Genomic DNA, 15,251 nt, shown 5'->3' with positions numbered 1-15,251 from the left:
GGGAAAATATTTATATAAATACAGAGACTGAATGAATTATTTCAAAAAGATTTTCCGCTTTGCCCGGCCCTATAAAAAGTATGCAGTGTTCAACATCATCTGTAATATTTTTTATGCGCTGTTTGCAACGCTCTCCATGGTATCGCTGATTCCCATGCTCACCGTGTTGTTCGGCGATGCGGAAAATATTACCACCCCCCCGGTCTATGAAGGATTGGCACATCTCAAACCCTATATTGAAGATTACCTCAACTATTATATCACAACAACCAGAAGCACAAAAGGAGCGGAATACACGCTCGGGGTCATGGTCGTTGTCATCATTTCCCTGTTCCTGCTGAAGAACTTCTTCAATTACCTGGCCATGTTCTTCATCACCTTTCTGAGGAACGGGGTTTTAAAGGATGTTCGCAATGCCATGTATAAAAAAGTAGTGGAACTGCCCATCGCCTATTTTTCGGAAAAACGGAAAGGCGATGTCATAGCCCGTATTTCCTCTGATGTATTGGAAATTCAGCATTCCTTTCTCTCTATCCTGGAACTGGTGGTTCGGGAGCCCCTTACCATTATTTTCACTATTGTGGCCATGTTCGCATTGAGTCCTAAGCTCACCCTGTTCGTGTTTATTTTTATTCCCGTATCGGGCTTTATCATATCCATGATCGGGAAACGGCTAAAGAAACAATCAGACAAGGCCCAACTGGAACAGGGCTATTTCCTTTCCGTAATAGAAGAAACCCTCGGGGGCCTTAAAGTCATCAAAGGATTTAATTCCGAAAACTATTTCAACAAGCGGTTCCGGGATTCCACAAAACGGTTCTATAACCTGTCCAACAAGATACTCAATCGCCAGAACCTTGCCTCTCCTGCCAGTGAGTTTCTGGGTATTATCGTCATTGCCATACTGCTGTGGTACGGCGGGCACATGGTCCTCATAGAAAATAGCCTGAGCGGAGCTACATTTATTGCATATATGGGACTGGCCTATAACATCCTCACTCCCGCAAAATCGATCTCCAAGGCTTCTTATGGAGTAAAAAAGGGAAATGCCGCAGCAGAAAGGGTACTGAGTATCCTCGAAGAGAAAAACCCCATTGCCGATACCGAAAATGCAGTCCGAAAAAACAGTTTTGACAAAGAGATCAACATACAAAATATCAATTTTCAATACGAAGAAGAAAAAGTACTGAAAAACTTCTCCCTTCGTATCCCCAAAGGAAAAACCATAGCCCTGGTGGGACAGTCCGGTAGCGGAAAAAGTACCATCGCCAATCTGATCACCCGTTTTTACGATGTACAGCAGGGCAGTATTTCCATAGACGGTACGGATATCAGGAATATGGAGCTTCAGTCACTCCGCGGATTAATGGGACTGGTTACACAGGATTCCATCCTGTTCAACGATACCGTAAAGACCAATGTTGCCCTGGGAAAAGAAGACGCTTCCGACCAGGAGGTCGAGGAAGCCCTGAAGGTGGCCAATGCCTATGAGTTTGTACAGCAACTCCCCAACGGGATATATACCAACATCGGGGATAGCGGTAACAAACTTTCCGGGGGGCAAAAACAGCGGTTGAGTATTGCCCGCGCCGTATTGAAAAACCCGCCTATCATGATCCTGGACGAAGCCACCTCGGCCCTGGATACCGAAAGCGAGAAGCTCGTACAGAACGCTCTGGAAAACATGATGAAAAACAGGACTTCCCTGGTTATTGCACACCGTCTTTCCACCATACAGAACGCCGATCTTATTGTAGTGATGCAAAAAGGTGAAATAGCCGAGCAGGGCACACATGACGAACTGATGGCAAGGAACGGTACCTACAAGAAACTGGTAGACATGCAATCTTTCGATTAAACGGTAAAAGCACATAAAAAAGCATCCGTCGGGAAAGACGGATGCGTGTTCACAGTAAGACCTGGGCTTTTTTCACCCTATATATAAGCAAAAAAAGAATTGGTTGGTCAAAAAGTTGGCCCGAAGTTAATTATATTTTTTTGTTTTTATCAAAAAAAGGCATAAAAAAATACATATAAAACCTAACTATACCATCTTTTTTTGTTAATTTAATACTTTGAAACTTTTTAATAACTTACAATCCAATACAGAGAGATTACGTGGTGCCAGATTCCGGATTAATACGTCAGTTAAAAGATCAAGATACACGCGAAAAGGCTTTCAGGGAACTCATTTCCCAATACAAGGAAAGATTGTACTGGCATATCCGGAGAATGGTGATCAACCATGACGATACAGATGATGTCCTCCAGAATACATTCATAAAAATATACCGCAATATAGATTCGTTCAAGGGAGAGAGCAGCTTGTTTTCGTGGATATACCGCATAGCCATCAACGAATCCATTACTTTTTTAAATGCCAGGGCCAAAAGGAAAGGGATCGGCGATTCGGAACTCCGGGAAAACCTGGTAAAAAACCTTCGGGCCGATACCTATTTTGACGGTGACGAAATACAGTTGAAATTACAACGGGCCGTAGCTACCCTTCCCGAAAAACAGAAACTGGTGTTCAATATGAAATATTTTGAAGCGCTCACTTACGAAGAAATATCTGAAATACTGGATACTTCGGTCGGTGCATTAAAAGCCTCATATCATCATGCCGTAAAAAAAATAGAACAGTTTTTAACCACAGATTAAACCTTCTATTTACAAAACAGTCAAATAGTTATGGACTATAAAAAAACAAACAGGAAAAGCGGATTCCGGGCTCCCGAAGGTTATTTCGACACTCTGGAAGACAGGATCATGCAAGCTGTTACCTTAAACCGGAAGCTGCCGGAAAAGGATGGTTTTAGTCTCCCTGACGGTTACCTCGAACAAATGGAAGACCGGGTGTTATCAACCGTCGGGGGAAAAAGCAGGGATAAGGGTTTTTCCCGGCCACGGCGAAAAACTCCTGTTTACAGCCTCCGGGACATCGGTTATGCCATAGCAACGGCTGCCGCTGCCATAGTGATTCTTGCCACGGTTTTCCAGGTGGATTTTTTTCCTGCCAGGTCTGAAAAAGCCTATTCCATTACCAACATACCGCAGGAAGATATCGAATTTTATATTAATAACAACATGCTGCCCCTTTACACCGAAGACGTTACCGAACTGCTGAACACAGCCGATCTGGACACTATTAGCTTTTCTTCCCTGAACGACGATGATGTTATAAGTTACCTGGAGGAAAACCTGACGGATTATTCCGATATTAATTTAAATGAATGATTTTCCATTTGTACAAAATACACAACCGATGAAATCACCTAAAACACTGTTCTTTATTCTATTAATGCTGTTTTCTGCTGCACTCACCGTACAGGCACAGGAAAAGAGTAAAAAAGAACGCATCAAGGCCCTTAAAGTGGCTTATATTACCGAAAAACTTTCGCTTTCCACTGCCGAAGCCCAGGAATTCTGGCCCGTATACAACAAATTCTATGATAACGTTTCCGGCCTGAGGCACCAGGAATACAAGAATATCAAACTGAAAATAAGGAACGGCGAAGTAGACCGGATGTCAGACAAAGAAGCAAATAAACTCCTCGCCGAACTGGAAGTCATCGAAAAAAAGATGTACCTGGAGGAAGTGGAACTCACAGACAAACTGAAGAAAATATTACCTCCTAAAAAAATCCTGCTCCTCAAGCGGGCGGAGCGGGACTTCAATCGTGAACTGCTGCACAGGCTGAAGAGGAAACACAAGTGTGACGACGATAAGTAAGACCGAAGGAGGAGTATTGTGACACCCTCCCCCTTCACCCGGTTTTATAATTGCACTTCAAACACCTTTCGGTCGGAATACATGTTCCAGAACTGCGCGGCAATATTATCGGGATGGTGCAGGGCCGATGTTTTGGTAACATAATTGTTAACCGTCAGTATACCAACGTAAACCCCTTGTGCACCAAAGATAGCCTCCAGGCTTGCAGACAGGTTCCGCAATGCAGCCTTTCCCGAGGACAAAGAAGCATAGTCCGGATTAGGATGAATGCCTATCCCTCCACCGGTTATGAGTAGTGCACCTCCTGAGGCCGTGAGATCTTTCCTCAGTATTTGTGAACAGGTAAGCAGTCCCGCCACATTCACCCGGAAATCGGCAACAAGCTGTTCGGGAGTATCCTCAAACACTCCAGCCTTTCTGATATGTGCGGCATTGTAATGCAGGATATCAATGGTGCTGTACGTTTTTCTGATCTTCCCGAGAGCTGTCTTTATGCTTGTTTCATCGGTCACATCCGCGGAAAAAAAGGATACTTCTTCGCCGGATATCAATGCCCGGAGTTTATCCGTATTCCTTGAAACCAAAGCCACGCAAAATCCACGGGACAGAAACAACCGGGCCACAGAAAGGCTTATGCCACTTCCTGCGCCTATGATTACAATAGTCTTTTTCATGCTTACAAGTTTTTTGATATCAGGAACAAGATATGCTTTTAAACAGTTACAAAAGGTAACTAATGGTATATTTGTATAAAAAAGTGGTTACAAAAAGGTAACTGTTCTTACTGTAATGAAAAGACCCGGAATATATAACAACCCTGAAAACTGCCCCGTACTGCACACCGCACATATTTTGGGGAGCAAGTGGAAACCCGTGATTCTTTACTGCCTGGCGAATGCCACTGTCCGTTTCGGAAAATTTACGGTACTCATCCCCACCATATCCCGGAAAGTGTTGTCTGAGCAGTTAAAAGAACTGGAAAGCTATGGCTTGATCGCCAGGAAAACCTATAACGAAAAACCGCCCAGGGTAGAATATTCCCTGACCGAAAAAGGACTGAGCATTATCCCTGTTATCGACGCCATGTGTGCATGGGGCCGCAGCGAACTCCGGGACACGGAAGTTTAGCCTGTTTTCCAGGGTTTGGTGACATCCGAAGTGAGTTTTGAAAACGAAAAGCCCTTTCAAGCTATTAACGACGTGAAAGGGCTTTCGCATGTTTTCGGAAAAACCGGTGTGGTGTTACTTCTTGTTAAAACTATACGTGGTAAAATGCCAGATATATTCGTAGTCCTTCCCTTTGAAAGTCCCCGGTTTCTGTTCCTTGAACGAGGTTTCAGCAACATACCGTTCATTCCAGGGCAGGGAAAAAGCCACTTTTCCTTCCTCATCGGTCTGCAATGTCTTTTCCCAGCCTCCCGGCAAAAAGACCTTCAGTTCGTTCTCCGCGAGCGGTTTTCCGTCGTAAATGACCTGTAAAACGATCTCTTCCCCTTCGTCTACTGGAATGACCTCCAGTTTGGAGAGGGAAGATTTTTCTGCTCCCCTGTTCTTTTCAGCACCTACATGTACGGTAGCTACAGACGCATATTCCGTTTTAAAAATACCGAGATCGTATTCGGTGTAATCCACCACTTCCACATTGTCATTGGTAAGGACCACGCGGTAAACTCCCGCAGTCTCCGGAACAAAAGAAGCCGTGTAGTGATCGGTTGCCGCTTTTTTATCGAGCCTGGTCTTCTTCCCCTCCGGGCCGATAAGGTGCAGGGTAAAATCTTCGGCATAGGTAAAATGTCCGTCCGTTTTTTCCCGGGCACCCAGGGTATATTCGCCAAAATACACCCGTATTTCATGCGATTGGTTCAGTGTACCCCTGGAGTCGGTCTCCAGCCATAAAAAATGCGCATTGGCCTGTTGAAGGCCCAGAACCGCAATCGTTAACAACATCAGTTTTTTCATCATAATGGTTTTTGTTATCATCGTTTTGTTACCCTGTCTCCGTTTAAAACCTGTACCCCAGGGTAAGGCGGAAATTCCTTCCGGGTTCGCTTTGTTGTGAATAAAACTGTCCGTCGGAATACGAAGACCCGGAAAATAGATATTCGTTCAGCAGGTTATTAATGTTAAGGGCCACACTGAATTTTTCATTGCTCCATCCCAGTGCACCGTCCAGGCGAAAATAATCGGGAAGTGTCTGGGCGCCTTCTATCCCCCAAACGGAATCCCAGGTGGCACGTTTTGCCATGTAAAGGTATCCCATCGACACATTCAGCCCCCTGAGCCCGGTATCCTGAAGTGTGTATTTGAGCCATCCGTTACTCATGTGCCTGGCGTGGCCGCTCACCCTTTTACCTACCACCTCGGGATCGGTGTCCTTGCTTATCCTGACATCAGTATAGGCGTAATTGAGAATCAAATCAAGTCCGGAAGTGATCTCTCCCCTGAGGTCAAATTCCCCTCCCATTGACTTCACTTCCCCAAGCTGGATCGAATTGTTCACCGGGTCTTCGGGATCGGCTGTCAGCATATTTTCCTTGGTAATGCGGAAATATGAAAAAGAGGTGTTCCACCTGCCGTCAAACCACTTTTTCTTAATCCCTCCTTCTATATTATTCCCTTCTATGGGATCAAAGGTATTTCCCTGCCTGTCGGTACCCGCCTGTGGTAAGAAGGCCTGATCGTACAATCCGTATACGGAAGTGTTATCGTCTATGGAAAAGCTGATCCCAGCGCGGGGTGTAAATTTACCGTCGGAAGTTTTACCGGACCATGAAGACTCATCCAGGTTCGTATACCGTCCTGCGAGGGTTACCCTGAGCCGGTCGTCAAAGAACCCCAGTTCATCCTGTGCATAATAGGCGGTGTATTGCTGTCCCACGATGGTGCCTGCATCACTTGCCCTTTTCCGAAGGCTCGTTGAACGGTCCAGTTCGGGGATCACGGCATGGGAATTGTCGGGAGCGTAAATATTGAACGGGTGATCTTCCGGATCAATACGATGGGATTCTGCCCAGTCATACAATATATCTTTGGACCCTACATCCAGCCCGGCAAGTATTTTATGGGAAACCGGACCTGTTTGTACTTCCCCGTTCACGAATACCTGTCCCAGTTTGTGCTCTTCCTCTCCGTCGAAAATATACAGCCTTCGGTAGATATCCCCGTTTTCATTGACCGCATCCGGCCAGATGTCCGAACTCTCCTGCGCACCGGACAGATAGCCCAACTGCGCTGTTACCCTCCAGTTTCGGTCCAGTTTGTGCTCAAAAGTAACAAAAGCGGAATGTTCCTTGTTTACGGAAGGGTCTATCCCCGGATGGGATATACTGAAATCCCGCGGCACGTCCCGATATCCTTTGGGAGAAAAAACATAAGGTGATCCCAGTTCCGGCACCTTCGAATATTGATAGGTATACTGTGCGGTAAGCGTCGTATTTTCGTTAAACAGGTATTTGAATGACGGCGCCAGCAAATACTTGTCGTGAAAACCGTACTCCTGATGCGTCTTTTGGGTGTGTCCCATGGCGTTAAAACGATACAGCAACTTGCCGGCCTTGTCCACTTTTCCCCCGACATCGAGTGTAGCCCTTTGCAATCCGTAACTGCCGGTGGAAAGCGTTACTTCCCTCCCGGGGGTTGCTCTCGGGGTCTTGGTGACAATATTATACAGTCCCGCGGGTTCACCGGCGGAAAGCATAAACCCGGCCGGGCCTTTTATGATCTCAATACGCTCTACCATGGCCATATCTTCAGCCACGGGCCCCCATTGTGACGTGAAGTTCATACCGTTCCTGAAAGCGGGGATACGGAAACCCCGCATGTTTATCCGCGCATAATTGCCCCAGTGTTCCATAACCATCACTCCGCTGACATTACGGCCCACACCTTCACGCATACCGAAGATCTGCTGGTCGCGCAATACATCATCGGTAATGACCTGTATGTTCTGCGGTATTTTTATCAATTCCTGGTTCAAACGCAGGGTCGAAGAAACATTCTCTACATTATATTTTTCCTTTTTATGTCCCGAAAGCACCACCTCACTCAGTTGGCTTACTTCCGCTTCGAGAACAAAGTTTACCAGACGGCTGTCCCCTTCTCCGAGCCGTACTTCCTGTGAAGTTGTTTTATGGCCTACTACGGAAGTCTTTACCTGATAGGTTCCCCCGGATAATCCCCTTATCTCGTAATACCCGTCGGATTTCGAGGAAACACCGCGGCCGGACCCTTCTATAACGATATTGGCCCCTTCGATCAGGTTGCCCTCTGCATCCGTCACATAACCGTGTATGGAAGCATTGTTCTGCTGTGCAAAAGCCCACAGCGAAATTGCGGTAAAACACACCACAAGTACGGATCTTATTTTCATTGCAATTTATTTTTATTTAGATTTGATAAATATAATGCAAATCTATTTAAGGAAAAGTTAACAGCAAAACCCTTTTTGTTATTTTTCACGCTTTTGTAACCATACAAACACCCAAAATCCATTTTAAAGGAAGAACAAGGGATTTTTTGTCCAGACTTCTATACCTGCTCCGCATGGAGGTGTTTTTGTCGTGATTCGGTTTTTTTGGTGGTTTTAACGGGACTACGTTCTTTCTTTCGCTTCAGTTTCAGTCCCACGATAAGTGTAGTTACAGACAAGACAATCCAGAAAGCATCGATAAAGAAAATTCCATAATGCCCCGCAGATAAAGTTACCCACAACCAGTTGCCCGACACCACTCCGTTGACCACAGGAACGAGAAAACCGATCAGGGCTCCGCCGATAAGGGTGTATTTATTGATAAAATAATTATCCCTCTTTATCGCAAACAGTACGGAAAGTACCAGCCAGCTGTAGAAAAATATTTCATATATGCGCGTCATCCTTACGGGGTCAAAATCCTGAACAAACGCTTTTACGCCAACAAAAGTTATGGCCGTGGCCGGATATATGCTGAGACACACGGAAAGGTAAATCCAGACCACCCAGGCATTGAACCTTTTTTTCTTTTCGGAAACGTTTTTCTTGTCCCTGGCCACCAGCCATATCATTACCCCCGAGATAATTACAAAGCAGGAAACGATCCCCAGGATAAAATAAATGATCCGCAGTCCGAGTCCGCCATAATCCCCGAAATGCAGTTTTTGCAAAACATTTGTCGCCCCGTCCAGATAAGACGTATCCCGGAAAGGGCTTTTTTCATAGACGACCTCTCCCGTAGACGCCTTCAAAACCATTTTTCCTTTTCCTGTAAAACTTCTCTTGTCCGAAGGGACACCTTCCACCGAAACGTGCATGCCCGTATCCCCGTAGTTGTAAACCGTAACCGTTTTTACCTTAAACGCCTTCCATTCGTCCCTCGTCTTCTCCACAAGGGCATTTATACTTACCGGAGCCTGCTGTTTTTCCATGTTCATGGGATAGTTTCCGGTACTGACCCCGAAATCCTCGTACATTTTTGCCGTATCATTATCATACATAAAAGTAAGCACCGGCGGAGCCATGACCGAAGTACTTATAATAAGGTAGGTTCCCGTAAGTGCATAAACAAACTGGTAAGGAAGCCCCAGTATACCCAGCGTGGTATGCGCATCGGTCCACATGGTCTTCAGTTTGGCCCACGGGCGGAACGTATAGAAATTGGTCACAATCTTGTTCCAGTGTACCAATACCCCTGTAATAACCGCAAATAAAAAGAAAAAGGCCACCAACCCGGCAAGCAGGTATCCCGAAGTGCCGAAAAAATTAAGCTGTGCAAAAAAGTGCAACCGGTACAGAAATTCCCCTATGGAATAATTGCTGGAGTAATCGTAAGTTCCGAAGTTCTCCCTGTCCATGTAAAAAAACTTCCTCGTGGCCGCTTCTTCCGGGGCCAGGGTATCTTTGGAAGGCGTTAAACTCACATTAACGCGCCTTTCCTCATAATGCTGGTTGAATGTAATATCCCTGCCGTAAACAGGTTCTTTAAAACTTATGGTATCCAGTAGCTGATCGAAGTTCGTGCCGTTCAGTCCCGCTTCCTTTACGGGTTCGTTACGTTCCCAGCTGATGATCTCATCGCGAAAAAAGGAAAACGACCCGGCAAAAAATATGACATAAAGTGCCACGCTGATCACAATTCCGCTTACCGTATGCGTATTGAAAAGAACATTGTAAATCCTGTTGCTCATGAAATATCGTATTGTAACACCTGTTTTTGATAATCACCTAATCACTACAGCACCGTTTTTACACTATGGGGCTGTATACCTTTCCTGCATAAATAAGAAGCGAAAAAACGAGGGTCACCAATAGATAAACACCCCAGATTTTCCACCCGTTCTTTACCAGAAATGCCAGCAGGAACAATACTGCCCAAAGCAAAAAACCGGCATATCTTAGTGTCATAAGTACGTTTACATGGTCTATCCAGAAAGCCAGGGCCATATGCAGCGTAACGGTTATCATATACCCGCCGAGAAACCCTGCACTGATCTTTGCAAAGCGCTGGCTAACGGAACGGGTCAAATATTTTCTATTGGCAGGCATGATCTTACAGGAATTCAAAGGTTATGGCAAGGGCTACTATGAGAAGCAATGCCCTGTAACCTACAAAACGGAGGGGAGCCAGGATCACGACAAGGCTGCCCAAAGTCATCAGTATCACAAAGAATGCAAAAATGCCGGCGCCGAAACCGTAGTGAACAACAGAAAGCACCAATGCGGCGGCCAAAAGGGATAACCCTCCTGCCCCGGCCCGTTTCCGGTTGGCCTGCATCCACTGTTCCACCTTAAAGGAACGGAAAAGCAAAGCCCTTTTCGACGTGTGATAGAGGGCATAAAAACCCAAAAAGGTAATTACCGTAATCAAGGTAGTCATATTCCTCCAGATCTTTTTATTTTGACTAATTCTAAACAATCGCAAATATAAAAACCGGAAGAAGATAAACCAACTTTATTTAGATTAATTTCAAGTTACATGTTTATTTATCATTAAAACCGCGGATACCGTGCCGGAAAAGACAGAATACAAGCGTCGTTGCCCCGTCAGGTTATTTTTTTTGAAAAAGTTTACTCCGTACTGTAACAAATCCCGTTCTTGTTCATCCTTATATTGAAAAACGATTACTTTTTGAGCCAACCGGATACACATACAGAGCAACTGCTTGAACAGTGCAAAGAAGGGAATACCAAAGCGCAGATGGAGATTTACAGTCGCTATAACAAGGCCATGTACAACACCGCACTGCGCATTGTAAAGGACCAGATGGAAGCCGAAGACATTGTGCAGGAATCCTTTCTGAAAGCATTTACAAGGCTGGACACTTTCCGGGGCGAAGTGGCTTTCGGGGCCTGGCTGAAACGGATTGTCGTCAATAACAGTATCTATAGTTTCCGGAAACAACAGCAGCACCGGGAAATTTCGATCGATGAAACATTACATAAGGTCGAAGATAATGATGGCATTGCTCCCGATCATGAGTTTACAAACGTTCAGGCTCAAAAAGTTTTGGAAACCATGAAAACACTGAAGGACAATTACAGAGTTTCTTTGACCTTATATCTTATAGAAGGATATGATTATGAAGAAATAGGTGAGATCATGCAGGTCAGTTATGCGAATTGCAGGACTACCATAAGCAGGGCCAAGGAAAGCCTGAGGAAAAAATTGATTGGCGCAGGTGCGAACTGACCAGAAAAAAATGAACGAGGACCGTTTTTCCTTTTTAACCTTTAATTTTCAATTATGGAGAAGGATAACATAGACAAATTGTTTGACCGGTTGCAGGGGGAATTCGATACGGAATCACCCGCTACCGGGCACCAGGACCGTTTTCTGGAAAAACTGGCCGGGCACAACAAGGGTTCCGACAGCAAAAAACCGGTGCTGTACCGCTGGAAATATCTTTCCATTGCTGCTTCCGTAGTCCTGTTACTCGGTATCGGATGGGTGTTTTACAACACTACACAGCAATCCCGTGTCCCGGTTGAAACCGAGACGCAGGTCGCTTATCCGGAACTGGAAAAAACCCAGTATTATTTTGCTTCCCTGATAGAAACAGAACTAAAGAAAATACGGGAAGAAGCCACTACCGAAGACACAAAGGTTATTGTAGAGGATGCCGTAACACAGTTGAACCTGATAGCGAAAGACTATAAAAAACTGGAAGAAGAACTTCAAAACAACGGCTACAGCAAACAGCTGTTAAACGCAATGATCACCAATTTCCAGACCAGGATAACGCTGTTGCAGCATGTAATGGAGGAAATAGATGCTATTAAACGACTAAAAAAAGATGACCATGAAGAAATCAGGATATAAAATAATTGCGATACTGCTGATATTAACTCCTCTCCTTGTAATGGCCGCAGGCCCTTCCGGGAAGCAGGACCCGAAATGGAACGGCAGACACAGCAAGGAAAAAAAGATCAAAAAATCCTTTGATGTAAACTCCAATGCCCTTCTGGAGGTAGACAATTCCTACGGAAATATTTATATCACCTCCTGGAATGAAAACCGGGTTGAGATTGAAGTACTTATCAAAACCAATGGTAATGACGAAGAAAAAGTACAGCAAAAACTCGACCAGATCAATGTACAGTTTGATGCCGGAAGAAGTGTGGTGTCGGCCAGAACCATTTTCGAAAAGAAAAAATGGGGATGGAACCGGGGAAGCAACAGCAATGTAAGCATGGAAATAAACTATACCATAAAACTCCCTGTAAACAACAGCGTAGACCTCAGCAATGATTACGGCAGCATTTATATTGACAAAATAAACGGAAAAGCCAAAATAAGCTGCGATTACGGCAAACTTGACATTGGCGAACTCCGGGCGGATGGCAATACACTATCATTCGATTATACTACCAAATCCTCCATAGAATACATGAAAAGCGGTAGTATAAGCGCCGATTATTCCGGCTTTGTCCTGGAAAGAACGGAACACCTGAGCCTGAGTGCAGACTATACCTCTTCCGAGATCATCAATGCCGGCAACCTGGAATACTCCTGTGATTACGGTAGCCTGAATGTCGAAAATGCCAATAATATAAAAGGCGGAGGCGATTATCTGTCCACCAAATTCGGTACCGTCCACGGCAATGTGGAAATCAGTTCTGACTACGGTTCCATCAAAATCGCCCGGCTTGCTTCCGATGCGGGCAATGTGGCCATACGGTCTGAATACACGGGGATCAAGATAGGGTTTGACAGCAATTATCACTTTAATTTCGAAATCCAACTCGAATACGCGGGCTTTGACGGGGAAGACGATTTTGAATACAATATAAAAAGAGTGAAGAGCTCCGAAAAGTATTATAAAGGACATTACGGGAGTTCAGCCGGGAAAAACCTCAGCATAGCTTCCGAATATGGAGGAGTAACTTTATACAAAAAATAATAACCATAAACCACAAACAAATGAAACAACTGATAACCCTGTGCCTTGGCCTGCTATTCATTTCCACCGCCAACGCACAATTCTGGAACAAAAAGATCTCCGGCAACGGCAATGTGACCACTGTTGAGCGTACCACAGGAGATTATGACAAAATAGGCGTAGCCGGAATGTTTGACGTAGAACTGGTATCCGGAAAAGAAGGTAAACTGACAATCACCGCCGAAGAAAACCTCCTGGAATACATAGAAACCGAAGTTCAGGGCAACTCCCTGAAAATAAAGGTCAGAAAAGGCGTTAACCTGAAACCGCGCAAAGGAATTCATATTGTCGTTCCTTTTAAGGACATCTCCGAAGTTTCACTGGCAGGTTCCGGTGACATTGTAGGTAGGGACCTTATAACTTCAGACCATTTCGAAACCAATCTGGCCGGATCGGGAGATATTGACCTTGCTGTGGAAGCCGGACAACTGGAAAGCAACATCGCCGGGTCGGGCGACATCAAACTCCGCGGAAAAGCCGGTGTTTATGACGGCAGGGTCTCCGGATCAGGCGATATCGACGCCCGTGATCTTAAGGCAGAAGATGTAAATGCCGCTATTTCCGGATCGGGAGATATCCACGTACATTGCAACGGGAAACTGGAAGCCCGGATATCCGGATCGGGTAATGTGCTCTACAGCGGTAACCCCACAAAAGAAGATTCAAAGGTGTCCGGCTCGGGAAAAATTGAAAAAAGGGGCTGACAGGTCCTGCAACAATTCAACTTCAGGTCCGGAATCAAGTCCGGACCTGAAAAAATAAACATTACTTCCTTTTTTCCCTGACCATTCTTCTTTCCAGTTCTTCCAGGGAAACCCCTTTTGTTTCGGGCATCAGGAAAATGGTAAAGAGCAGTTGCAGCACCATCATAAAGGCAAAAAATGCAAAGATAGGCCAGGGATTGGCGCGAAATATGTCGATAAACACCGGCGCTATCAGGGTTATCAATGCTGCAAACACCCAATGCACGCCACATCCAAACGCCTGCCCATATGCCCGAACCTTGTTGGGAAATATTTCTGAAATAAATACCCAGATCACTGCCCCCTGTCCTATGGCATGCGAAGCTATGAACACTAAAATAAAGATGAGCAGCAATACCGGGCTTGCCGAAGCGTAAAACGACCAGGCCACCATGACCAGGCTCACGATATACCCGAGGGAACCGATAAGCATTAACTGCTTCCTGCCAAGGTTGTCTATAAGACGAAGTCCGAGAAGCGTAAAAATAAGGTTGACCACACCTATGGATATAGAGTTCATCAAAGAATCTTTTGCGGCAAGTCCCGCCATTTCCAGTATTTCGGGGGCGTAATAAAGTATAAAGTTAATACCCGACAACTGATTGAAAAAAGCGATAAGGAAAGCCAGTAGAAGCGGTAACCTGAATTTTCCGGAGAATACATTTCCGCCTTTCTCCGGGGTATTGTCAAGACGTATTTCGGCCAGTGCATTCCTGGCAGTTTCGGGATCATACATTTTTTGAAGCACCTCCCTCGCTCCCTGCTCGTCCTGTTTTTTGAGCAAGAGCCATCTCGGGCTGTTGGGCACGCCCAGTACCATAACGCTGTACAGAACCGCCGGAATGGCCTCTACACCGAGCATAAACCTCCAGTCGTTGGCACCGCCCACTCCTTCCAGCAAAAAATTGGAAATATAAGCCACCAGAATGCCGAATACCAGGTTGAACTGGTACAGGGCCACCAGTTTTCCACGGTTTTTTGCACTGGATATTTCAGAAATATAGGTGGGTGCGGCTACCGAAGACGCCCCTACTCCCAGTCCTCCGATAAACCGGAAAGCAGAAAAGGTGTAAGGGTCCGGGGCCAGTCCGGAGCCCAGGGCCGATACCAGATAGAAAATACCGATCCAGAAAAGGGTCTTTTTCCTTCCGTACCTGTTACAGGGAATCCCCCCGAACAATGCACCGATAACAGTACCCCAAAGGGCCATAGACATTATAAAGGTTCCGTGAAACCAGGACGATGTATCCCAGAGTTCCCGGATGGGGAGATTGGCACCGGAAATGACCACCGTATCAAAACCAAACAAAAAACCGGACAGGGCCACCGTCACGGACCAGTTACGCATATTATTCATAAAAAAG

At 45.5% G+C, this 15,251-nt stretch carries 16 protein-coding genes; 9 read left to right on the top strand and 7 right to left on the bottom strand.

All coding sequences use genetic code 11. The features are described from left to right. Nucleotides 1–31: 31 nt before the first annotated feature. The 4 genes from LS482_RS17995 (at nucleotide 32) to LS482_RS17980 (ending at nucleotide 3,733) form a co-directional block, all read left to right on the top strand. Entirely contained in the window at nucleotides 32–1,858 is a 1,827-nt protein-coding gene (locus LS482_RS17995) for an ABC transporter ATP-binding protein (protein WP_233028899.1), read from the top strand. A 260-nt stretch (nucleotides 1,859–2,118) separates the two neighbouring features. Beyond that, nucleotides 2,119–2,661: an RNA polymerase sigma factor gene (locus tag LS482_RS17990; RefSeq protein ID WP_233028898.1), complete on the top strand. Its 543-nt coding sequence runs from the start codon at nucleotides 2,119–2,121 to the stop codon at nucleotides 2,659–2,661. A 30-nt stretch (nucleotides 2,662–2,691) separates the two neighbouring features. Further along, on the top strand, nucleotides 2,692–3,237 hold the full coding sequence (locus tag LS482_RS17985; RefSeq protein ID WP_233028897.1) for a hypothetical protein: 546 nt from the start codon (nucleotides 2,692–2,694) through the stop codon (nucleotides 3,235–3,237). A gap of 28 nt (nucleotides 3,238–3,265) precedes the next feature. After that, nucleotides 3,266–3,733, top strand: a complete 468-nt coding sequence (locus LS482_RS17980; RefSeq protein WP_233028896.1) for a sensor of ECF-type sigma factor — start codon at nucleotides 3,266–3,268, stop codon at nucleotides 3,731–3,733. Between the two features lie 44 nt (nucleotides 3,734–3,777). On the opposite strand, the gene LS482_RS17975 is transcribed toward LS482_RS17980, so the two are convergent. Next, on the bottom strand, nucleotides 3,778–4,407 hold the full coding sequence (locus LS482_RS17975; RefSeq protein WP_233028895.1) for an SDR family oxidoreductase: 630 nt from the start codon (nucleotides 4,405–4,407) through the stop codon (nucleotides 3,778–3,780). A gap of 115 nt (nucleotides 4,408–4,522) precedes the next feature. On the opposite strand from LS482_RS17975, the gene LS482_RS17970 reads away from it, so the two are divergent. Further along, on the top strand, nucleotides 4,523–4,861 hold the full coding sequence (locus LS482_RS17970) for a winged helix-turn-helix transcriptional regulator (protein ID WP_233028894.1): 339 nt from the start codon (nucleotides 4,523–4,525) through the stop codon (nucleotides 4,859–4,861). A 114-nt stretch (nucleotides 4,862–4,975) separates the two neighbouring features. Here LS482_RS17970 and LS482_RS17965 read toward each other — a convergent pair whose 3' ends face one another. The 5 genes from LS482_RS17965 to LS482_RS17945 all read right to left on the bottom strand — a co-directional run bounded on the left by LS482_RS17965 (nucleotide 4,976) and on the right by LS482_RS17945 (nucleotide 10,581). Then, the gene (locus tag LS482_RS17965; protein ID WP_233028893.1) at nucleotides 4,976–5,695 is read right to left on the bottom strand and encodes a DUF4198 domain-containing protein; all 720 of its coding nucleotides are present in this window, start codon (nucleotides 5,693–5,695) and stop codon (nucleotides 4,976–4,978) included. Nucleotides 5,696–5,735: 40 nt separating this feature from the next. Beyond that, entirely contained in the window at nucleotides 5,736–8,102 is a 2,367-nt protein-coding gene (locus tag LS482_RS17960) for a TonB-dependent receptor (RefSeq protein WP_233028892.1), read from the bottom strand. Nucleotides 8,103–8,260: 158 nt separating this feature from the next. Continuing rightward, nucleotides 8,261–9,892 (bottom strand): PepSY-associated TM helix domain-containing protein, encoded by a 1,632-nt coding sequence (locus LS482_RS17955; RefSeq protein WP_233028891.1) that lies wholly within the window; start codon nucleotides 9,890–9,892, stop codon nucleotides 8,261–8,263. Between the two features lie 58 nt (nucleotides 9,893–9,950). Then, complete coding sequence (locus LS482_RS17950) at nucleotides 9,951–10,250, bottom strand: hypothetical protein (protein WP_233028890.1); 300 nt, start codon at nucleotides 10,248–10,250, stop codon at nucleotides 9,951–9,953. A 4-nt stretch (nucleotides 10,251–10,254) separates the two neighbouring features. Further along, on the bottom strand, nucleotides 10,255–10,581 hold the full coding sequence (locus tag LS482_RS17945; RefSeq protein WP_233028889.1) for a hypothetical protein: 327 nt from the start codon (nucleotides 10,579–10,581) through the stop codon (nucleotides 10,255–10,257). A gap of 252 nt (nucleotides 10,582–10,833) precedes the next feature. On the opposite strand from LS482_RS17945, the gene LS482_RS17940 reads away from it, so the two are divergent. Genes LS482_RS17940 through LS482_RS17925 form a run of 4 tightly spaced genes read left to right on the top strand, consistent with a single transcriptional unit; the run spans nucleotide 10,834 to nucleotide 13,848 of the window. Further along, the gene (locus LS482_RS17940; RefSeq protein WP_233028888.1) at nucleotides 10,834–11,394 is read left to right on the top strand and encodes an RNA polymerase sigma factor; all 561 of its coding nucleotides are present in this window, start codon (nucleotides 10,834–10,836) and stop codon (nucleotides 11,392–11,394) included. A 54-nt stretch (nucleotides 11,395–11,448) separates the two neighbouring features. Beyond that, nucleotides 11,449–12,024, top strand: a complete 576-nt coding sequence (locus LS482_RS17935; protein WP_233028887.1) for a hypothetical protein — start codon at nucleotides 11,449–11,451, stop codon at nucleotides 12,022–12,024. After that, nucleotides 12,005–13,105, top strand: a complete 1,101-nt coding sequence (locus LS482_RS17930; RefSeq protein WP_233028886.1) for a hypothetical protein — start codon at nucleotides 12,005–12,007, stop codon at nucleotides 13,103–13,105. Before LS482_RS17935 ends, LS482_RS17930 begins: the two co-directional genes overlap by 20 nt. Nucleotides 13,106–13,125: 20 nt before the next feature. Beyond that, a complete protein-coding gene (locus LS482_RS17925) occupies nucleotides 13,126–13,848 on the top strand; it encodes a head GIN domain-containing protein (RefSeq protein ID WP_233028885.1) in 723 nt (240 codons plus the stop codon). Between the two features lie 61 nt (nucleotides 13,849–13,909). Here LS482_RS17925 and LS482_RS17920 read toward each other — a convergent pair whose 3' ends face one another. Next, the gene (locus LS482_RS17920) at nucleotides 13,910–15,244 is read right to left on the bottom strand and encodes a sugar porter family MFS transporter (RefSeq protein ID WP_233028884.1); all 1,335 of its coding nucleotides are present in this window, start codon (nucleotides 15,242–15,244) and stop codon (nucleotides 13,910–13,912) included. Between the last annotated feature and the right edge of the window lie 7 nt (nucleotides 15,245–15,251).

It is taken from the genome of Sinomicrobium kalidii (assembly GCF_021183825.1).
Lineage (GTDB): Bacteria > Bacteroidota > Bacteroidia > Flavobacteriales > Flavobacteriaceae > Sinomicrobium > Sinomicrobium kalidii.
Note: the sequence above shows the minus strand (reverse complement) of the source record. Positions and strands in the feature narration are given on the sequence as shown.